This is a genomic window from Burkholderia diffusa, assembly GCF_001718315.1.
Lineage (GTDB): Bacteria > Pseudomonadota > Gammaproteobacteria > Burkholderiales > Burkholderiaceae > Burkholderia > Burkholderia diffusa_B.
In genome coordinates this window covers 2,451,523-2,468,309 of sequence record NZ_CP013362.1, presented here as the reverse complement: position 1 = coordinate 2,468,309, position 16,787 = coordinate 2,451,523, and the positions used below count along the sequence as shown (strand labels likewise).

Here is a 16,787-nt window from a genome sequence, read left to right as displayed (position 1 = left end):
CACCATTCAAGTAAGAGGAAACAGCATCCATGGCACACGAAACGATGAGCTTTCAGGCAGAGGTCAAGCAACTCCTCCACCTGATGATTCATTCGCTTTACAGCAACAAGGAAATCTTCCTGCGCGAACTGGTGTCGAACGCGTCCGACGCGGCCGACAAGCTGCGTTTCGAAGCGCTCGCGGACAACGCGCTGTACGAGAGCGATCCGAACCTGCGCATTCGCATCGGTTTCGACAAGGCCGCGCGCACGATCACGATCGACGACAACGGCATCGGCATGAGCCGCGACGAGGCGATCGCGAACCTCGGCACGATCGCGCGTTCGGGCACCAAGGAATTCTTCACGAAGCTGTCCGGCGACCAGCAGAAGGATGCGGCGCTGATCGGCCAGTTTGGCGTCGGTTTCTACTCGGGTTTCATCGTCGCGGAGAAGATCACCGTCGAGACGCGCCGCGCCGGGCTGCCGGCGAATGAAGCCGTGCGCTGGGAAAGCGCGGGCGAGGGCGATTTCACGATCGACGCGATCGAGCGTGCGCAGCGCGGCACGACCATCACGCTGCACCTGCGCGAAGGCGAGGACGAACTGCTGTCGTCGCACCGCCTGAAGTCGATCATCCAGAAGTATTCCGATCACATCGCGCTGCCGATCCTGATGCGCAAGGAAGAGTGGGACCAGGAAAAGGGCGAGATGGTCCTCAAGGACGAGGACGAGACCGTCAACCAGGCGAGCGCGCTCTGGACGCGTTCGAAGAGCGACGTCACCGACGAGCAGTACACGCAGTTCTACCAGCACATCGCGCACGACCATCAGGATCCGCTTACGTGGACGCACAACCGCGTCGAGGGCCGCAGCGAATACACGCAGCTGCTGTTCGTGCCGGCGCATGCGCCGTTCGACCTGTGGAACCGCGATTACCGCGGCGGCCTGAAGCTGTACGTGAAGCGCGTGTTCATCATGGACGACGCCGAGCAGCTGCTGCCGCAATACCTGCGCTTCGTGAAGGGCGTCGTCGATTCGGCCGACCTGCCGCTGAACGTGTCGCGTGAAATCCTGCAGGAAAGCCGCGACGTGAAGGCGATCCGCGAGGGCGTGACGAAGCGCGCGCTGTCGATGCTCGAGGAGCTCGCGAACGCGGAAGAGGACGCCGGCAAGGAGAAGTACAAGACGTTCTGGAGCGCGTTCGGCCAGGTGCTGAAGGAAGGCCTGGGCGAGGATCACGCGAACCGCGAGCGTATCGCGAAGCTGCTGCGCTTCGCATCGACGCACGGCGACACCGACGCGCAGGACGTGTCGCTCGCCGACTACGTGTCGCGCATGAAGCCCGAGCAGAGCAAGATCTATTACGTGACCGCCGATACGTGGCAGGCCGCGAAGAACAGCCCGCACCTGGAAGTGTTCCGCAAGAAGGGCGTCGAGGTGCTGCTGCTGACCGACCGCGTCGACGAATGGATGTTGTCGTTCCTGCATGAATTCGACGGCAAGCCGCTCGCGAGCGTGGCCCGCGGCGATCTCGACCTCGGCGAGCTCAACGACGAGGAAAAGAAGGCGCAGGAGCAGGCGGGCGAGGCGATCAAGCCGGTCGTCGAAAAGATGAAGGAAGCGCTCGGCGACAAGGTGAAGGAAGTGCGCGTCACGTTCCGCCTGACCGATTCGCCGTCGTGCCTCGTCGCGGACGACAACGACATGAGCGGCTACCTGCAGCGGATGCTGAAGGCGGCCGGCCAGCACGCGCCGGCGATGCAGCCGATCCTCGAGATCAACCCGGAGCACGCGCTCGTGAAGCAGCTGAACGCCGACAGCGCCGATTTCGGCGACTGGTGCCACCTGCTGTTCGACCAGGCGTTGCTGGCCGAAGGCGGGATGCTCGACGATCCGGCGAGCTTCGTGAAGCGGACCAACGCGCTGCTGCTGTCGCGCTCGGCGTGAACGCACGGATGCGATTCGACGGCGCGCGGGCGGGCTGGCGCGAAACGCCCCGGCCCGGCTGCACGCTCGATCAGCGCGACTGGCTGACGCGCGGCGGTTCGCTGACGGCGCATCTGGCGCGGCTCGGCAGCGTGAGCGTGCGCGTGACGCGCGAGGCCGTCGACTGTCCGTGGTTCGACGAACCGGACGCGCTCGACAGTTCGCCGCGCGCGCCGATGTGGGTGCGCGAGGTGATCCTGTCGGTCGACGGCATGCCGTACGTCGCCGCGCACAGCATCGCGCCGCTCGCGGCCAGCAAGGGCGTGTGGCAGGCAATGCGGCGGTTGCGCACGCGACCGCTCGCGGAGCTGCTGTACAGCGATCCGCAGGTCGCGCGTTCCACGCTCGTCAGCCGGCGCGTGATCGCCGGCCATCCGCTGTACGCGCTCGCAAGCCATGCGTTGCAGGGTGCGCGGGCGCCGCATGCGTTCGCCGCGCGGCGCTCGGTGTTCCAGCGCCATGGCAAGCCGCTGATGGTCACCGAGTGCATGCTGCCCGCGCTGTGGCGCCATCTCGATGCGCACGGCGACGGGCCGCGATCGGTCGGCCCGCGTGGAGCGGCGTGATGCTGCGAGGCTTTCCGCCGGTCGTCGGGCCGCACACGCATACGATGATTCTCGGCAGCTTTCCGGGCGAGGCGTCGCTCGATGCCGCGCAGTACTACGCACATCCGCGCAATCAGTTCTGGCGGTTGCTCGGCGCGGTGCTCGGCGAGCCGGGGCTGCACGAGCTCGCGTACGGCGCGCGGCTCGAGCGCGTGCTTTCGCACGGGATCGGCATCTGGGATGTCCTCGATGCGTGCCATCGACAAGGCAGTCTCGATTCGGCGATCCGGAATGCGAAGCCGAACGACTTTGAGTCGTTGCGCGAGCATGCGCCGTTGCTGAAGAAAGTGTGTTTCAACGGCAAGACGGCAGGTCGATTTGCCGACGTGATCGGTCAGGCCGGGTACGACACGCTGGTGCTGCCTTCGTCGAGCCCGGCGAATGCGATGCTGTCGTTCGAGCAGAAGCTGGCGCAGTGGCGGGCGATTCGCGATTGACGCCGACCCGGATCGCGCGCGGACACCGCCGCGGTGCTCAGTCGTCCTTGCCCCATCTCCACCCGGGCTTTTCGCCCTTGATCCAGCAAACGGCAGTCAACAGCGCGATCAACACCACGATGCATGCACCGTATGCGATCGGCGACCGGTGCGGCGGCACCACCCACGCGCTCGCGACGATCCCGGTCCCGAACAGCAGCAGCACGACCCAGCCCTGCCAGGCCACCGGCAACCCCCATCCCCAACCGTAGCGCTTCGCCGGAAACCAGATCCGTTTGCCGTTCGAGTTCATGCGTCCTCCTTCGATCACGCGTGCAGCGTAGCGCCAACTGGTTCGAAATCATGCAGGGCAGGATACGCGGCGCGGCCGCCATCCCCCACCAATGCTATCCTCTCGTCCGCTCATCCAGCGTCACCCAGCGAGATTCAATCATGACCCGACTGATCAAGCGCGCGTCCGCCGAGGCGCGCGCGTTCAAACAACGCAAGCCGTCCGCCTACAACGGCTCCGAAAAGCTCCAGCCGCCGCGCGTGAAGCGCCGCCCGGAGATCGGCGAACACGACGACGTGCCCGTCCTCGACGCGCCGCGCAAGCCGCGCTTCGCGCCCGTCACGTTCTCGGAAGAGCGCGGCGTGCGCTTCCTGCACTTCGGTACCGAATGGGTGCAGGGCGCGATGCGGATCTCGAAGCCGCTGCACATCGAGCTCGAATACGCACAGCAGATGATGGCATGGCTGCTGTTCCTCGAAACGCCCGCGCGGATCGTCCAGCTCGGGCTCGGCACCGGCGCGCTGACGAAGTTCTCGCACCGCTTCCTGCCGCACGCGAAGGTCGAGGCCGTCGAACTGAACCCGGCCGTGATCGTCGCGGCGCGCACGATGTTCGCGCTGCCGCCCGATGACGCACGCCTCGTCGTGCACGAAGCCGACGCATGGGATTTCGTCAACGATCCGGCCAACCGCGGCACGACGGGCGCACTGCAGATCGACCTGTACGACGCGACCGCGCGCGGCCCGGTGCTCGACAGCGTCGCGTTCTACCGCGCGGTGCGCGGCTGTCTTGCCGACGCGGGCATCGCGACGATCAACCTGTTCGGCGACCATCCGAGTTTCGTGCGCAACATGAAGCATCTGAACGCGGCGTTCGACCGTCGCGTGATCGCGCTGCCGGAAGTGCACGACGGCAACCGGATCGCGATCGCGTTCTCGGGCCCCGCGCTCGACGTATCGTTCGCACAGCTGGAAGCCCGCGCGAAGCTGATCGAGGACACGCTGAAGCTGCCCGCGCGCAAGTGGGTGAAAGCTTTGAAAGAAACGACCGGCGCACGCGAATCCTCGTTCGCGATCTGACGCTCATGCGCCGGCCGCATGCCGGTGCAACCGTTTGACTGGGGGCGGATCACCTCGGGTTCGCCCCTGCTTGACCGCTCGCTCGCGACTCCTATACTGGCGCGAAGCCAGGGGAGCCGCAGCTTACCCGTTTTGCCCCTCCTCTCGCCGCCGTACCCGTTTGACAAGATCGATAACCGGGAAAGATGAGGAGACGTCATGGCTCACGATGCCGACGCCAGTCGGGCCGCCAAGCGCTGGCTCTGGCTGCTGGTGCTGCCGCTGATCGCGATGGTCTGGGTGCCGTCGTACAGCAAGATCGAACCGCAATGGTTGGGTTTTCCGTTTTTCTACTGGTACCAGTTGCTGTGGGTGTTCATTAGCGCGGTGATCACCGCGTTCGTGTATTTCAAGACCAAGAACGCGTGGAAGGCGAGCGGCCCGCAGGGAGGTGCGCGATGAACCTCGGCGCAACCTTCGTTTTCGTCCTGCTCTTCATCGGCGTCACGATCATCGGCTTCCTGGCCGCGAACTGGCGGCGCGGCGATCTCGCCCATCTCGACGAATGGGGCCTCGGCGGACGCCGCTTCGGCACGATCGTCACGTGGTTCCTGCTCGGCGGCGACCTCTATACGGCCTATACGTTCGTTGCGGTGCCCGCGCTCGTGTTCGGCGCCGGCGCGATGGGCTTCTTCGCGTTGCCGTACACGATCCTGATCTACCCGTTCGCGTTCGTCGTGTTCCCGAAGCTGTGGAGCATCGCGAAGCGGCACGGCTACGTGACGGCCGCCGACTTCGTGAACGCGCGGTACGGCAGCCGCATGCTCGCGCTCGCGATCGCGGTGACGGGCATCCTCGCGACGATGCCGTACATCGCGCTGCAGCTCGTCGGCATCGAAGTCGTGATCGGCGCGCTGGGTTTCGACACGACGGGCTTCGTCGGCGACCTGCCGCTCATCATCGCGTTCGCGATTCTCGCCGCATACACATACACGTCGGGGCTGCGCGCGCCCGCGATGATCGCGATCGTGAAGGACATCCTGATCTACATCACGATTGCCGCGGCGGTCATCGTGATTCCGGCGAAGCTCGGCGGCTTCGGGCACATCTTCGCGTCGGTGCCGCCGGCGAAGCTGCTGCTGAAGGCGCCCGACGCGGCGAGCCTGAACGGCTACAGCGCTTACGCGACACTCGCGATCGGGTCCGCGCTGGCGCTGTTCCTGTATCCGCATTCGGTCACGGCGATCCTGTCGTCGGCGTCTGGCAACTCGATCCGCCGCAACATGGCGATGCTGCCCGCGTACTCGTTCGTGCTCGGCCTGCTCGCGCTGCTCGGCTACATGGCGCTCGCGGCTGGCGTGAAGGACATGCCGCAGTACGCGCCGTACTTCAAGGCGTTCGGCCCGAACTTCGCGGTGCCCGCGCTGTTCCTCGAGTATTTCCCGTCGTGGTTCGTCGGCGTCGCGTTCGCGGCGATCGGCATCGGCGCGCTGGTGCCGGCGGCGATCATGTCGATCGCGGCCGCGAACCTGTACACGCGCAACATCCATCGCGAGTTCGTGAATCGCAACATGACGCACGACCAGGAGACGCACGTCGCGAAGCTCGTGTCGCTGATCGTGAAGGTCGGCGCGGTGGCGTTCATCCTCGGGCTGCCGCTGACCTATGCGATCCAGCTGCAGCTGCTCGGCGGGATCTGGATCATCCAGACGCTGCCCGCGATCGTGCTCGGCCTGTACACGCGGCTGCTCGACCACCGCGGCCTGCTGGCCGGCTGGGCCGCAGGCATCGTGTGCGGCACGTGGATGGCGGTGTCGCTGAAGCTCGCGAGCTCGATCTTCACGATCCACCTGTTCGGTCTCGCAATCCCCGGCTATGCGGCCGTGTGGTCGCTGGTCGTGAACCTCGTGGTGTCGGTGGTGGTAAGCGTCCTGGTGCGCGTGATGGGCATGACGCACGTGGAGGACCGCACGCGGCCGGAGGATTACCTCGACGTCGTCGAGAGCTGAACAGGGGGCGCGCCTGTGTGCCGCTTGCCGCGCATCGTGCGGCAAGCGAACGCCCGCCACTGAGAAGTGGCGGGCGTTTTCGTCGGCGTCAGCCTTGTGCGCGTTTCGCGAGATCCTCGCGTTGCGACAGGTCCTCGACGTTGACCATCCAGTGCACGCCGAAACGATCCTTGGCCATGCCGAAGCCAAGCGCCCAGAACGTCTTGCCGAACGGCATCGTCACTTCGCCGCCGTCGGAAAGCGCATTGAACAGCTTCTGACCTTCCTCGACCGTCGCCGGGTTCAGCGATAGCGAATAACCGGCGTGCGTGCCGCCGCCCGGCTGGCTGCAGTCACCGTCCGAGCACATGATCATCGAATCGCCGATCGTGAAGCTCGCATGCATCACCTTGTCGCTCATCTCCGGCGACATCGGGTAGTCGGGATTCGGCGGCGCATCCTTGAAGTGCATCTTGAACATCGTCTTCGCGCCGAGCGCCTTTTCGTAGAACTGAAGGGCTTCTTCCGCGCGGCCGTAGAACGTCAGGTACGGTTGGACTTGCATCGTTGTCTCCTGTTGACCGGGCCGGCGTGTCGGTGCCGCCCCGGGTACTTCCAAGATTGACCGGGAAAAGCGCGTCGGGATGCGGCCGGCGCACTCGTGACGTGGATTGTAGTGCGCGCGCTTGACGATGGAATGAAAAATAAAAACGGCCGCGAACACGAGGTTCGCGGCCGTTCGGCACGCGTGCTGACGGCTGTTGTCAGTCTTGCTGACAGTTCAACTGACAACCTTCACGTGTGGCACGGTTCAGCGCAGCGCATCGATCAGCTTCTCGAGCTTCACTGCGTCGGCGGCGAACACGCGGATGCCTTCGGCCAGTTTCTCCGTTGCCATCGCTTCGTCGTTCAGCTGGAAGCGGAACGATGCCTCGTCGATCGCGACGCGCTCGGTCGGCTTGTCCTGCAGCGCGTCCGGCGACAGCTTGCGTGCCACCGTGTCGGTGCTTTCCTGCAGCTTCTGCAGCAAATCGGGGCTGATCGTCAGCAGGTCGCAGCCTGCGAGCTCGGTGATCTGGCTCGTCGTGCGGAAGCTCGCGCCCATTACTTCGGTCTTGTAGCCGAACGTCTTGTAGTACGTGTAGATGCGCCGCACCGATTGCACGCCCGGGTCGTTTGCACCGCCGTTCTTCGCTTCATCCCAGTCGGCGCCGGCCTGCTTCTTGTACCAGTCATAGATGCGGCCGACGAACGGCGAGATCAATTGCGCGCCGGCTTCCGCGCATGCAGCGGCCTGGACGAGCGAGAAAAGCAGGGTCATGTTGCACTTGATCCCTTCCTTCTGCAGCACCTCGGCCGCGCGAATGCCTTCCCACGTCGACGCGAGCTTGATCAGGATGCGCTCGCGGCCGATGCCGGCGGCTTCGTACAGCTTGATGAGTTCGCGGCCCTTGTCGATCGAGCGCTGCGTGTCGAACGACAGGCGCGCATCGACCTCGGTCGACACGCGGCCCGGGATCAGCTTCAGGATCTCGGTGCCGAATGCGATCAGCAGACGGTCGATGATGAAATCGGTGTTTTCGTCGCGATGATCGCGGACGGTTTTCTCGAGGATCGGTTTGTACGCGTCCTTCTGGACGGCCTTCAGGATCAGCGACGGATTCGTGGTCGCATCCTGCGGCTTGTATTGCGCAAGCTGCTGGAAATCGCCCGTGTCGGCGACGACGGTCGTGTACTGCTTCAGCTGGTCGAGTGCGGTAGTCATGGCGATTCGGGAGGAGGGCGCAAGGCGCCGGGGTTCTCACGGGCCGCGCGAGCGCGGCAGCGAAGCGAGGCGGCGCCGGGCGCCGCCTCCGATCCACTATTTTAGGCCCGAATCGCGTCGCGCACGTTTCGGGCGAATCGTTTGCGGTGCGGGCCCGCGCCATGCGGCGCTACGCGGGGCGCCGCGCATTCAGGATCACCTGCGTGACGATCCCCGCGACGAGCCCCCAGAACGCCGAGCCGATCGACAGCAGCGTGAGGCCCGATGCGGTGACCATGAACGTGACGAGCGCTGCTTCGCGCTGCTTCACGTCCTGCATCGCGTTCGCGAGGCCGCTCATGATCGAGCCGAACAGCGCGAGCGCGGCGACCGACACGACGAGCGCTTTCGGCAGCGCCGCGAACAGCGCGGCGATCGTCGCGCCGAAGATCCCTGCGATCAGATAGAACGTGCCGCACCACACGGCGGCGGTGTAGCGCTTCGCGTGATCCTCGTGCGCTTCGGGCCCCGTGCAGATCGCCGCGGTGATCGCCGCGAGGTTCACGCCGTGCGAGCCGAACGGCGCGAGCAGCAGCGATGCGAGGCCGGTGGTCGCGATGAGCGGCGACGACGGCGTCGAATAGCCGTCGGCGCGCAGCACGGCGATGCCCGGCACGTTCTGCGACGCCATCGCGACGACGAACAGCGGAATGCCGATGCTGACGATCGATGCGATCGAGAACGCGGGCATCGTGAACACGGGTTGCGCGAGCGCGATCTGGAAGCGGCTGAAGTCGAGCAGGCCGAGGCCGCCGGCCACCGCGGTGCCGACGATCAGCGTCGTGACGATCGCATAGCGCGGCGCGAGCCGCTTGACGATCAGGTAAGTGAAGAACATCGCAAGCACGAGCGCGGTCTGGAACTGCGCGGCGCGGAAGATCTCGATGCCGATCTCGAACAGGATGCCCGCGAGCAACGCGGCCGCGATGCCGGCCGGAATGCGCCGCATCAGCGTGTCGAACAGCCCGCTCACGCCGACCGCGGTCAGCAGCAGCGCACACACGACGAACGCGCCGATGGCCTCGGGGTACCGCACGCCGGGCAGCGACGCGATCAGCAGCGCGGCGCCGGGCGTCGACCACGCAACGACGACGGGCGCGCGAAAGCGCAGCGACAGGCCGATGGTCGTCAGCGCCATGCCGATCGACAATGCCCAGATCCACGACGAAATCTGCGCGTCGGTCAGGTGTGCGGCGCGGCCGGCCTGGAACATCAGCACGAGCGAGCTCGTATAGCCCGTCATCATCGCGACGAAGCCGGCGACGAGCGCGGAGACGGACGTATCGGTGAAAAAGCGGCGGCCGCCGGCGCGGCCCGCGCTCGCGGTTGGCGATGGGTTCATGCTATCTCCGGAGGAGGCCGCTCGGACGCGGCCTTCGTGTCTGCAGGGTGGGTTCGTTACTTGCTGAGCGCGCGCATCGCGGTTTCGAGACCTGCGAGCGTGAGCGGATACATGCGCTGACCGAGGAGGTCGCGGATCACCGCGACCGATTGCCGGTATTCCCATAGCCGCTCGGGCTCGGGATTCAGCCAGGCATGGTGCGGGAACTGGTCGGCGAGGCGGCGCAGCCACACGGCGCCGGCTTCGGGGTTGTTGTATTCCACCGAGCCGCCCGGTTGCAGCACCTCGTAAGGGCTCATCGTCGCGTCGCCGACGAAGATCAGCTTGTAGTCGGGCGTGAACTTGTGCAGCACGTCCCACGTCGCGGTGCGCTCGGAATGGCGGCGGCGGTTGTTCTTCCACAGGTGGTCGTACACGCAATTGTGGAAGTAGTAGAACTCGAGATGCTTGAACTCGGCCTTCGCGGCCGAGAACAGCTCCTCGGTGCGCTTGATGTGGTCGTCCATCGAGCCGCCGACGTCGAGCAGCATCAGCACCTTCACGTTGTTGTGACGCTCGGGCACCATCCGCAGGTCGAGCCAGCCGGCGTTCGCGGCGGTGCTGCGAATCGTGCCGGGCAGGTCGAGCTCTTCGGCCGCGCCTTTGCGCGCGAAGCGCCGCAGGCGCCGCAACGCGACCTTGATGTTGCGCGTGCCGATCTCGACCGAATCGTCGTAGTCGCGATACGCGCGCGCCTCCCACACCTTGACCGCGGTGCGGTTGCCGTTCGACGGGCCGCCTATGCGCACGCCTTCCGGGTTGTAGCCGCCGTGCCCGAACGGCGACGTGCCGCCTGTGCCGATCCACTTGTTGCCGCCTTCGTGGCGTTCCTTCTGCTCGTCGAGCAGTTCCTTCAGGCGCTCCATCAGCTTGTCGAGGCCGCCCATCGCTTCGATCTGCGCCTTTTCCTCCGGCGACAGCTCGCGCTCGAGACGCTTCTCGAGCCAGTCGAGCGGAATGTCGAGCGCGTCGGACGGCAGGGCGGACACGCCGTGGAAATACGTGCCGAACGCCTGGTCGAACTTGTCGAAGTACTGCTCGTCCTTGACGAGCGTCATCCGCGCGAGAAAGTAGAACGCGTCGATCGACGGCGAGATCAGCCCGGCCTTCAGCGATTCGAGCAGCGTCAGGTATTCCTTCACCGAGACGGGCAGCTTGGCTGCGCGCAGCGCGTAGAAGAAATTGAGCAGCATGGCCGGGCCTTCGCGGGTGGGTTACCGGTTGTGCCGGTTCATGTAGACGAGGCGCTCGAGCAGGCTCAGATCCTGCTCGTTCTTCAGCAGCGCGCCCGCGAGCGGCGGCACGATCTGCTTCGCGTCCGCGCCGCGCAGCGCGTCGGCCGGGATGTTCTCGGCGAGCAGCAGCTTCAGCCAGTCGAGCAGCTCGGACGTCGACGGCTTCTTCTTCAGCCCCGACACGCCGCGCAACTCGAAGAAGCTCTGCAGCGCCGCGTGCAGCAGCTCTTCGCGGATGTTCGGGAAGTGGACCGCGACGATTTTCTGCATCGTCGCCGCATCGGGGAACTGGATGTAGTGGAAGAAGCAGCGGCGCAGGAATGCGTCGGGCAGCTCCTTCTCGTTGTTCGATGTGATGATCACGAGCGGGCGGTGCTTCGCGCGTACCGTCTCGCGCGTCTCGTACACATGGAATTCCATCCGGTCGAGCTCGCGCAGCAGGTCGTTCGGGAATTCGATGTCGGCCTTGTCGATCTCGTCGATCAGCAGCACGCTCGGGCGCTCGGCGTCGAACGCCTGCCACAGCACGCCCTTCACGATGTAGTTCGCGATGTCCTTCACGCGCTCGTCGCCGAGCTGCGAGTCGCGCAGCCGCGATACCGCGTCGTATTCATACAGGCCCTGCTGCGCCTTCGTCGTCGACTTGATGTGCCACTGCAACAGCGGCATGTCGAGCGCGGCCGCCACTTCCTCGGCGAGCATGGTCTTGCCGGTGCCGGGCTCGCCCTTGATCAGCAGCGGGCGCTGCAGCGTCAGTGCGGCGTTGACCGCGAGCTTCAGGTCGTCGGTGGCGACGTAGTGCGAGGATCCTTCGAAACGCATGGCGGCGCTCTTTCCTGGTCGCAAAAAAACCCAGTATAAGTCAGAAGGGCTGTCCGGTTGGCCCGGGGCCGCGTATCGTTGCGGGGCTGCGGCGGGGCGGACCGGGGCGCCATATGGACGCGTTCCCCGCCGACGCGGTACAATCTGGCCGTTTTTTTTGGCCTGCGTGGCGATCCGATAAGCAAAACGGCGCGGGCCGTTGCCGCTTCGGCGCCAGTTTCCCCTCAAGCTAGGTTACAAGAGCTATGAACAAATTCGTCGGCAAACACGTCGTTGTCGCAGCGCTCGTGGCGCTCGCGGGCAGCGCGCAGGCGGCCGGTGTGGTCGGCAACCCGAAGGACGGGGCGAGCAAGGCCGCCATGTGCATCGGTTGCCACGGCATCCAGGATTACCGCGCGGCATACCCGGAGGTCTACCGGGTGCCGGTCCTCGGCGGCCAGAACCAGCAATACCTCGAGAACGCGCTGAAGGCCTACCGCAAGAAGGATCGTCACTTCCCGTCGATGAACGCGATCGCCGGTTCGCTGACGGACCAGGACATCGCGGATCTGGCGGCCTACTACGCCGCCCAGAAGGCCGACACGAAGGACAATCCCTACAAGTAAAGCGCGCGCCGCCGATTCTTACCGGCGGGACAGGAGCATTCATGAACAACGCATTCAAGACGGCGGCGGTTGCACTGGCGGCCGGCCTCGCGATCGGTACCGCGCATGCGGCGGACACCACGAAGGGCAAGGAACTGGTCGAGTCGCACAACTGCGCGGCCTGCCACGGCGCGCAGCTGAACAAGCCGATCAACGCAGAGTATCCGCGCCTCGCCGGCCAGCACGCCGACTACCTCGTGTGGGCGATGCGCCAGTACCAGATGGGGCTGACGAACCCGCTGCTCGGTCGCAACAACGCGATCATGCAGGCGCAGGTCCAGAACCTGTCGGTCAGCGACATGAAGGACATCGCGGCCTACATCGAGTCGCTGAAAGAGACCGATCTCGTCTTCAAGAAGTAAGCGCGCCGGACCTTGCCGGTCCGTGCAGCCAGAGTACCCCGCCGCGGCGGGGTATTTTTTTGTCCGCGATGCTCAGTCGCGCGACGCGCGGCGCAGGATGCGCTGCAGGTACGCGTCCGTATCGGGCGGCGTGCCGGTGCGTTGCGCTTCCCAGATCGTCTCGCCGAGGCATTCCATGATCATGTGCTGCGCCTCGTGGGTCGAGTCGAGCTTCGCGGCCAGCTTGTCGTGCGCGGCGCGGATGCCGGGCGGCTGGTCGATCGACAATTGCTCGCTGATCGCGAGGTGCATCGACAGGTGCAGGAACGGGTTCGTGCGGCCTTCCTCGGGCGTGTAGTTGCGCGCGGCGGCGCCGTCGGCGTCCGCGAGGTCGTCGTGATATTCGGGATGCTCGACGATCCAGTCGGCTGCCATCGCTTCCAGCGGCGTCAGGATCTCGCCGGCGCGCTGCTTGCGCCAGGTCTCGGTGAAAAAGCGACGGACTTCGTCGCGACTTGGATTGAACATGGTGGGGACGCGTGGTGATTCGGGCGGCGTCATGCCGCGTCGCGCATTGTACGCCGGGTCGGCACATGGCGCTGGCGGCGGGCGGGCCGGGCGCTCCGCGGCGTCGCGCCGCGACATCCACGGGACTTGGCCGGCGCGGCGCAACGGGTTAGCGCGGGCTAGGCTGCCGGCCGCCGGGCCGCTACACTCCGACGATTCCCGTCGTCGCGCTCACACCGTTCCATCATGTCCGCCACCGTTCGCTCACCGTCCGCCGCGCTGCAGGGCGCGCTCTATGTCGCGCTGTCCGCCGCCGCGTTCGGCGCGATGGCGATCTTCGGCCGCTACGCGTATGCGGCCGGCGTCGACGTGCTCGGGCTGCTGATCGTGCGCTTCGCGATCGGCGGCGCCGTCCTTGCCGCGATCGCCCGGCACCGCCGCGTCGCATGGCCGCGCGGCCGCGCGCTCGCGCCGCTCGTGGCGATGGGCGCGCTCGGCTACGTCGGGCAGTCATTCTGCTATTTCAGCGCGCTCCAGCATGCGCAGGCGAGCCTCGTCGCGCTGCTGCTGTACCTGTATCCGGCGTTCGTCACGCTGTTGGCCGCGTGGTGGCTCGGCGAGCGCCTCACGCGCGCGAAGGCGGTCGCGCTCGTGCTCTGTGTCGCGGGCTCCGCGCTGATGGTCGGCGGCGGCCACGGCGAGCCGCTCGGCATCGCGCTCGCACTGGCCGCCGCGGTGATCTATTCGCTGTACATCGTCGGCGGCACGAAGGCGACGCGCGGCGTCGATCCGCTCGCGACCACCGCGATCATCTGCCTGTCGGCGACCGCGACGCTCGTCGCGATCGCGATCGTGCGGGCCGCGGCGTTCGGCGCGCCGCCGCGCTGGCCGGAGACGGCCGCCGGCTGGGCATCGATGCTCGCGATCGCGCTGGTATCGACGGTCGCCGCGATGCTCGCGTTCTTCGCCGGGCTCGAGCGGCTGGGGGCCGCGCGCACGTCGATGCTTTCGACGCTCGAACCGGTCGTCACGGTCGCGCTCGCGGCGCTGCTGTTCGGCGAGGCGCTGTCGCCGTTGCAGTGGGCGGGCGGCGTCGCGATCCTCGCGGCGGTGCTGGCGCTCGTGCGTGCGGGCGGCGCGGCGGCCGACGACGCGACGGCGACGTCCAACGCATAGCAGGGAAGGGGAAAGCGGCGGGCGCCGTAACGGCGCATAAGTCGTGCTGCGTGGCGCGCGGGCGCGCTGGCCGCGTGATGCGTGACGCGCGTCAGCCGCGGTAGCCGCTCACTCGTTCGGCGGTGGTGTCTTCGGCCGGAATTCGCACAGCGGCTCGATCGCGCAGTGCCAGCATTCGGGCTTGCGAGCCTTGCACACGTAGCGACCGTGCAGAATCAGCCAGTGATGTGCGTCGTGCAGGAATTCCTTCGGCGTGAACTTCTCGAGCGCGGCCTCGACGGCCCGCACGTCCTTGCCCGGCGCGAGCCCCGTGCGATTCGCGACGCGGAAGATGTGCGTGTCGACCGCGATCGTCGGCTGGCCGAACGCGGTGTTCAGCACGACGTTCGCGGTCTTGCGGCCGACACCGGGCAGGCTCTCGAGCGCTTCGCGATCGGCCGGCACCTCGCCGTCGTAGCGCTCGAGCAGGATGTTGCACGTCGCGATCACGTTCTTCGCCTTGGTGCGGTACAGGCCGATCGTCTTGATGTAGTCGGCGACGCCTTCTTCACCGAGCGCGACGATTTGTCGCGGGGTGTTCGCGACCGGGAACATCTTGCGCATCGCCTTGTTGACCGACACGTCGGTCGCCTGCGCGGACAGCATCACCGCGATCAGCAATTCGAACGGCGTCGTGTATTCGAGCTCGGTGGTCGGATGCGGATTAAGGCTCTGCAGCGTTTCGTAGATCGCGCGTCGTTTGGAGGCGTTCATGGACGGTTCTTGTCGGGCGGCGCGCTCGGGCTGTTCCGGTCGTCGTTGTTCGGATCGTCGTGATCGTTGCCGGCGGCCTCGGCATCGCGCTGCGCGTGCTGTTCGGCGAGCCGTTTGCGGCGGGCTTCGGCCGCGTCGATCTGGGCCTGCACGGCCGCGCTCACGCCTTCGGTGTTTTTCGGCCCGGCGCCGTGCTCGGCCAGTTCTTCCTTCTTCTTGCGTGCGCGCTCGAGCGCGGCGGCGATGATCGCGCGTTTCTTCGCATCGGCGTCGTCGGCCGGGGCGGCGCCCGGTGCGCCAGGCTGTGCCGCGGCGGGCGCCGCCTTGGCCGCGCCGGCACTGGCCGCGCGGCGGGCGGCGGCGCGCGCTTCGGCGGCCTCGCGTTCGCGACGCTGGCGGGCGAGCCGACGGTCGTGGCGTTCGCGAGCGGCGTCCGCCTGTTCCTGCGACCACGCGTCCCAGCCGGTGCGCTCGTCGGTCACGGGGACCATCGCGATGCAGTCGACGGGGCAGGGCGGCACGCATAGGTCGCAGCCCGTGCACAGCGATTCGACGATCGTGTGCATCTGTTTCGGTGCGCCGACGATCGCGTCGACCGGGCATGCCTGCATGCATAGCGTGCAGCCGATGCACAGGCTTTCGTCGATGAACGCGACGGCGCGCGGATGCTCGGTGCCGTTGACGGGGTTCAGCGGGATCACGGGCTTGCCGAGCAGGTTCGCGAGGCGTGCAATGCCTTCGGCGCCGCCGGGCGGGCACTGGTTGTAGTTCGCGTCGCCGGCGGCGATCGCGTCGGCGTACGGACGGCAGCCGTCATAGCCGCACTTCGTGCATTGCGTCTGGGGAAGCAGATCTTCGATGCGATCCGCGAGGGTCTTGGAATCGGTCACGGTGACAACGGGCGCAGCAGCGCCGAATGGCTCTCGGCCGCGTATGGCCGCGGCCGGAAAGGTTTGCCAAACCTTGATTATCGCCGATTTCCCGCATTGCGCTGGACGCTGTCTGTGCGCATAATCGAACCGCTTTTTTGCAGGGGCTCAGCAGGGGGGGCGGCCGCATGCGGTGCGCTCGTTCCAGGGCAGCCGGCGCCGAGGCGGTGGGGGTGCCGGTCCGGATCACGCGGCTCACATAGCAAAACGCCACCATGAATCAGCCAAAAATCAAAAGAGATCCTGAAGGTACTCGCCGCCGCATCCTGATGGCGGCCGCCGAAGAGTTCGCGAGTGGAGGGCTGTTCGGCGCACGCGTCGACCAGATCGCGCGCCGGGCCGAAACCAACGAGCGCATGCTCTATTACTACTTCGGCAGCAAGGAGCAGCTGTTTACGGCCGTGCTCGAACACGCGTTCTCCGCGCTGACCGAGGCCGAGCGCGTGCTTGATCTCGACGGCGTCGCGCCCGTCGAGGCCGTCACGCGGCTCGCGCATTTCGTGTGGGATTACTACCGCGATCATCCGGAGCTGCTGCGGCTCATCAACAACGAGAACCTGCACGAAGCGCGCTACCTGCACAAGTCGACGCGGATCCGCGAGATGATGTCGCCGATCGTCGCGAAGCTCGGCAACGTGCTGATGCGCGGCCAGAAGGCCGGGCTGTTTCGCAGCGACGTCGATCCGCTGCGCTTCTACGTGACGCTGTCGGGGCTCGGCTATTACATCGTGTCGAACCGCTTCACGCTCGCCGCGACACTTGGTCGCGATTTCAGCGAAGCCGACGAGCGCGCGGAGATGGTCAGGATGAATACCGAGGTGCTGCTCGCGTATTTGTTGCGACGCTGAGCCCGCGCGCCGATGAATGGC

The 16,787-nt window shown here is 66.4% G+C and carries 19 protein-coding genes; 10 read left to right on the top strand and 9 right to left on the bottom strand.

Going from position 1 to position 16,787, the window contains the following annotated elements:
- Positions 1-29 precede the first annotated feature (29 nt).
- The 3 genes from htpG to WI26_RS11380 are packed head-to-tail and all read left to right on the top strand — an operon-like array spanning position 30 to position 3,009.
- A complete protein-coding gene (gene htpG / locus WI26_RS11390; RefSeq protein ID WP_069225969.1) occupies positions 30-1,928 on the top strand; it encodes a molecular chaperone HtpG in 1,899 nt (632 codons plus the stop codon).
- A gap of 8 nt (positions 1,929-1,936) precedes the next feature.
- Entirely contained in the window at positions 1,937-2,533 is a 597-nt protein-coding gene (locus WI26_RS11385; RefSeq protein WP_069226405.1) for a chorismate--pyruvate lyase family protein, read from the top strand.
- Complete coding sequence (locus WI26_RS11380) at positions 2,533-3,009, top strand: DNA-deoxyinosine glycosylase (RefSeq protein WP_059468186.1); 477 nt, start codon at positions 2,533-2,535, stop codon at positions 3,007-3,009. The genes WI26_RS11385 and WI26_RS11380 overlap by 1 nt, the downstream gene beginning before the upstream one ends.
- A 37-nt stretch (positions 3,010-3,046) precedes the next feature.
- Here the strand turns inward: WI26_RS11380 and WI26_RS11375 are convergent, their stop codons facing one another.
- Entirely contained in the window at positions 3,047-3,301 is a 255-nt protein-coding gene (locus WI26_RS11375) for a hypothetical protein (protein WP_069225968.1), read from the bottom strand.
- Positions 3,302-3,441: 140 nt separating this feature from the next.
- Here WI26_RS11375 and WI26_RS11370 point away from each other — a divergent pair, with 140 nt between their 5' ends.
- The 3 genes from WI26_RS11370 to mctP all read left to right on the top strand — a co-directional run bounded on the left by WI26_RS11370 (position 3,442) and on the right by mctP (position 6,347).
- Positions 3,442-4,359 (top strand): spermidine synthase, encoded by a 918-nt coding sequence (locus tag WI26_RS11370; RefSeq protein WP_069225967.1) that lies wholly within the window; start codon positions 3,442-3,444, stop codon positions 4,357-4,359.
- A 198-nt stretch (positions 4,360-4,557) separates the two neighbouring features.
- On the top strand, positions 4,558-4,800 hold the full coding sequence (locus WI26_RS11365) for a DUF3311 domain-containing protein (protein WP_059448657.1): 243 nt from the start codon (positions 4,558-4,560) through the stop codon (positions 4,798-4,800).
- Complete coding sequence (gene mctP / locus WI26_RS11360) at positions 4,797-6,347, top strand: monocarboxylate uptake permease MctP (protein WP_069225966.1); 1,551 nt, start codon at positions 4,797-4,799, stop codon at positions 6,345-6,347. Before WI26_RS11365 ends, mctP begins: the two co-directional genes overlap by 4 nt.
- An 88-nt stretch (positions 6,348-6,435) precedes the next feature.
- Here mctP and WI26_RS11355 read toward each other — a convergent pair whose 3' ends face one another.
- The 5 genes from WI26_RS11355 to WI26_RS11335 all read right to left on the bottom strand — a co-directional run bounded on the left by WI26_RS11355 (position 6,436) and on the right by WI26_RS11335 (position 11,568).
- Positions 6,436-6,891 carry a VOC family protein gene (locus WI26_RS11355; RefSeq protein ID WP_059468183.1) on the bottom strand — a complete coding sequence of 152 codons (456 nt, stop codon included), beginning with the start codon at positions 6,889-6,891 and terminating at the stop codon, positions 6,436-6,438.
- 246 nt (positions 6,892-7,137) lie between these two features.
- Positions 7,138-8,091: a transaldolase gene (gene tal / locus WI26_RS11350; protein WP_069225965.1), complete on the bottom strand. Its 954-nt coding sequence runs from the start codon at positions 8,089-8,091 to the stop codon at positions 7,138-7,140.
- Positions 8,092-8,260: 169 nt separating this feature from the next.
- Positions 8,261-9,472, bottom strand: a complete 1,212-nt coding sequence (locus tag WI26_RS11345; protein WP_069225964.1) for a benzoate/H(+) symporter BenE family transporter — start codon at positions 9,470-9,472, stop codon at positions 8,261-8,263.
- Between the two features lie 56 nt (positions 9,473-9,528).
- Positions 9,529-10,704 carry a vWA domain-containing protein gene (locus tag WI26_RS11340; RefSeq protein ID WP_069225963.1) on the bottom strand — a complete coding sequence of 392 codons (1,176 nt, stop codon included), beginning with the start codon at positions 10,702-10,704 and terminating at the stop codon, positions 9,529-9,531.
- Positions 10,705-10,725: 21 nt separating this feature from the next.
- Positions 10,726-11,568 (bottom strand): AAA family ATPase, encoded by an 843-nt coding sequence (locus WI26_RS11335; protein ID WP_059468179.1) that lies wholly within the window; start codon positions 11,566-11,568, stop codon positions 10,726-10,728.
- 245 nt (positions 11,569-11,813) lie between these two features.
- Between WI26_RS11335 and WI26_RS11330 the strand changes: the two genes are divergently transcribed.
- On the top strand, positions 11,814-12,173 hold the full coding sequence (locus WI26_RS11330) for a c-type cytochrome (protein ID WP_011885616.1): 360 nt from the start codon (positions 11,814-11,816) through the stop codon (positions 12,171-12,173).
- Positions 12,174-12,214: 41 nt separating this feature from the next.
- Positions 12,215-12,574, top strand: coding sequence for a c-type cytochrome (locus WI26_RS11325; protein WP_011885615.1), 360 nt, complete (start codon positions 12,215-12,217; stop codon positions 12,572-12,574).
- 72 nt (positions 12,575-12,646) lie between these two features.
- Here the strand turns inward: WI26_RS11325 and WI26_RS11320 are convergent, their stop codons facing one another.
- Positions 12,647-13,114 (bottom strand): DUF1841 family protein, encoded by a 468-nt coding sequence (locus WI26_RS11320; RefSeq protein ID WP_390885647.1) that lies wholly within the window; start codon positions 13,112-13,114, stop codon positions 12,647-12,649.
- Between the two features lie 192 nt (positions 13,115-13,306).
- On the opposite strand from WI26_RS11320, the gene WI26_RS11315 reads away from it, so the two are divergent.
- Positions 13,307-14,236, top strand: coding sequence for a DMT family transporter (locus WI26_RS11315; protein WP_069225962.1), 930 nt, complete (start codon positions 13,307-13,309; stop codon positions 14,234-14,236).
- Between the two features lie 108 nt (positions 14,237-14,344).
- Here WI26_RS11315 and nth read toward each other — a convergent pair whose 3' ends face one another.
- Complete coding sequence (gene nth / locus WI26_RS11310) at positions 14,345-14,989, bottom strand: endonuclease III (protein ID WP_059468177.1); 645 nt, start codon at positions 14,987-14,989, stop codon at positions 14,345-14,347.
- Positions 14,986-15,879 carry an electron transport complex subunit RsxB gene (rsxB, locus tag WI26_RS11305; protein ID WP_069225961.1) on the bottom strand — a complete coding sequence of 298 codons (894 nt, stop codon included), beginning with the start codon at positions 15,877-15,879 and terminating at the stop codon, positions 14,986-14,988. Before rsxB ends, nth begins: the two co-directional genes overlap by 4 nt.
- A 254-nt stretch (positions 15,880-16,133) precedes the next feature.
- On the opposite strand from rsxB, the gene WI26_RS11300 reads away from it, so the two are divergent.
- Positions 16,134-16,766, top strand: coding sequence for a TetR family transcriptional regulator (locus WI26_RS11300; protein WP_041490613.1), 633 nt, complete (start codon positions 16,134-16,136; stop codon positions 16,764-16,766).
- Positions 16,767-16,787 lie beyond the last annotated feature (21 nt).

Excerpts from the sequence above, each read along its gene's own strand:
- WI26_RS11330 (WP_011885616.1), top strand. The coding sequence starts at position 11,814 with ATGAACAAATTCGTCGGCAAACACGTCGTTGTCGCAGCGCTCGTGGCG.
- WI26_RS11300 (WP_041490613.1), top strand. The coding sequence starts at position 16,134 with ATGAATCAGCCAAAAATCAAAAGAGATCCTGAAGGTACTCGCCGCCGC.
- WI26_RS11335 (WP_059468179.1), bottom strand. The coding sequence starts at position 11,568 with ATGCGTTTCGAAGGATCCTCGCACTACGTCGCCACCGACGACCTGAAG.
- mctP (WP_069225966.1), top strand. The coding sequence starts at position 4,797 with ATGAACCTCGGCGCAACCTTCGTTTTCGTCCTGCTCTTCATCGGCGTC.
- WI26_RS11340 (WP_069225963.1), bottom strand. The coding sequence starts at position 10,704 with ATGCTGCTCAATTTCTTCTACGCGCTGCGCGCAGCCAAGCTGCCCGTC.
- WI26_RS11385 (WP_069226405.1), top strand. The coding sequence starts at position 1,937 with ATGCGATTCGACGGCGCGCGGGCGGGCTGGCGCGAAACGCCCCGGCCC.
- WI26_RS11365 (WP_059448657.1), top strand. The coding sequence starts at position 4,558 with ATGGCTCACGATGCCGACGCCAGTCGGGCCGCCAAGCGCTGGCTCTGG.
- tal (WP_069225965.1), bottom strand. The coding sequence starts at position 8,091 with ATGACTACCGCACTCGACCAGCTGAAGCAGTACACGACCGTCGTCGCC.
- WI26_RS11375 (WP_069225968.1), bottom strand. The coding sequence starts at position 3,301 with ATGAACTCGAACGGCAAACGGATCTGGTTTCCGGCGAAGCGCTACGGT.
- WI26_RS11355 (WP_059468183.1), bottom strand. The coding sequence starts at position 6,891 with ATGCAAGTCCAACCGTACCTGACGTTCTACGGCCGCGCGGAAGAAGCC.
- WI26_RS11320 (WP_390885647.1), bottom strand. The coding sequence starts at position 13,114 with ATGACGCCGCCCGAATCACCACGCGTCCCCACCATGTTCAATCCAAGT.
- WI26_RS11370 (WP_069225967.1), top strand. The coding sequence starts at position 3,442 with ATGACCCGACTGATCAAGCGCGCGTCCGCCGAGGCGCGCGCGTTCAAA.
- WI26_RS11315 (WP_069225962.1), top strand. The coding sequence starts at position 13,307 with ATGTCCGCCACCGTTCGCTCACCGTCCGCCGCGCTGCAGGGCGCGCTC.
- WI26_RS11345 (WP_069225964.1), bottom strand. The coding sequence starts at position 9,472 with ATGAACCCATCGCCAACCGCGAGCGCGGGCCGCGCCGGCGGCCGCCGC.
- WI26_RS11380 (WP_059468186.1), top strand. The coding sequence starts at position 2,533 with ATGCTGCGAGGCTTTCCGCCGGTCGTCGGGCCGCACACGCATACGATG.
- nth (WP_059468177.1), bottom strand. The coding sequence starts at position 14,989 with ATGAACGCCTCCAAACGACGCGCGATCTACGAAACGCTGCAGAGCCTT.
- htpG (WP_069225969.1), top strand. The coding sequence starts at position 30 with ATGGCACACGAAACGATGAGCTTTCAGGCAGAGGTCAAGCAACTCCTC.
- WI26_RS11325 (WP_011885615.1), top strand. The coding sequence starts at position 12,215 with ATGAACAACGCATTCAAGACGGCGGCGGTTGCACTGGCGGCCGGCCTC.